Origin of the sequence: Nocardia grenadensis NBRC 108939, assembly GCF_001613445.1 — a bacterium.
Classification (GTDB): domain Bacteria; phylum Actinomycetota; class Actinomycetes; order Mycobacteriales; family Mycobacteriaceae; genus Nocardia; species Nocardia grenadensis.
Window position 1 is genome coordinate 1 of sequence record NZ_BDCJ01000065.1, and the last position, 1050, is coordinate 1050.

Annotated in this window: 1 protein-coding gene; it reads right to left on the bottom strand. The window is 65.7% G+C overall.

Going from position 1 to position 1050, the window contains the following annotated elements:
- Positions 1-11 precede the first annotated feature (11 nt).
- Positions 12-920, bottom strand: coding sequence for an IS5 family transposase (locus NGR01S_RS29735; protein WP_063042723.1), 909 nt, complete (start codon positions 918-920; stop codon positions 12-14).
- Between the last annotated feature and the right edge of the window lie 130 nt (positions 921-1050).

The window sequence follows — 1050 nt, forward strand, 5'->3', positions numbered from 1 at the left end:
TAGCGCGTGTTTCATAAGCCTGGGCCTGATAACCACAGGTTGATCGCGGCGACACGGACGGTGGCCAGGTAGCGGACGGCGAGTTTGTCATACCGGGTGGCCACTGCCCTGTGCTGTTTCAGGCGGTTGATCGTGCATTCCACGGCGTGCCGCAGGGCGTAGAGACCGAGATCGAACGCGGGCGGTCGCCCACCGGCATGGCCTTTGGCCGCGCGATTCGCGGCCTGATCCGCCTTGATCGGGATAGTCGCTTTTATCCCGCGTCGCCGCAGGTAGGCACGGTTGGCCGCCGAAGAATAGGCTTTGTCGGCCAGAACCCGATCCGGACGCGACCGGGTACCACCGACCCCGAGCCGCGGCACCCGGATCTCGCCGAGCACGGTCGTGAACTGCGGGCAATCGGCCCACTGACCAGGCGTGACCAGCAGAGCCAACGGCCGCTGCCCCTGGTCGGCGGCCAAGTGCAGCTTCGTGGTGAATCCGCCCCGCGACCGTCCGAGACCATGGTCGGCGGGTTCGTCATCGAATCCGCCCGCCGGCTCGGCCTGGCGGTGCGGGTCGCGGCGGGCACCGGCCGCATGCTGGTGCGCTCGGGCGACGGTGGAGTCCACGCTCACCGTCCACTCGATCTCGCCTGCAGCGTCGGCGTGGGCTTGCAGCGCGGTCAGCATCGATTCCCACGTTCCGTCGCGCTGCCAGCGGCGGAACAACCCATACACCGTCTGCCACGGTCCATACATCGCCGGGATGTCAGGCCATGGGCTACCGGTGCGGATCCGCCAGCGGATCCCGTCGATCAACCGTCGTTTCGACCACCGCGGTGGCCGGCCCGGTTTCATACCGGCAGGTAATAGCGGTTTCAGTTTTGCCCACTGGGCATCGGTCAGATCCGCACGGCAGGTTGCCGTTACGCTGTTCAAGAGGTCTCCGGTTGGTCTCCGGTTGTGCTTGGTCGTTCAACCAACTACCGGAGACCTCGCCATATCACCAACTTCTCAACCCGGACAACGGGTTCGGCCCCACACCATCGGGCTTATGAAACACGCTCTA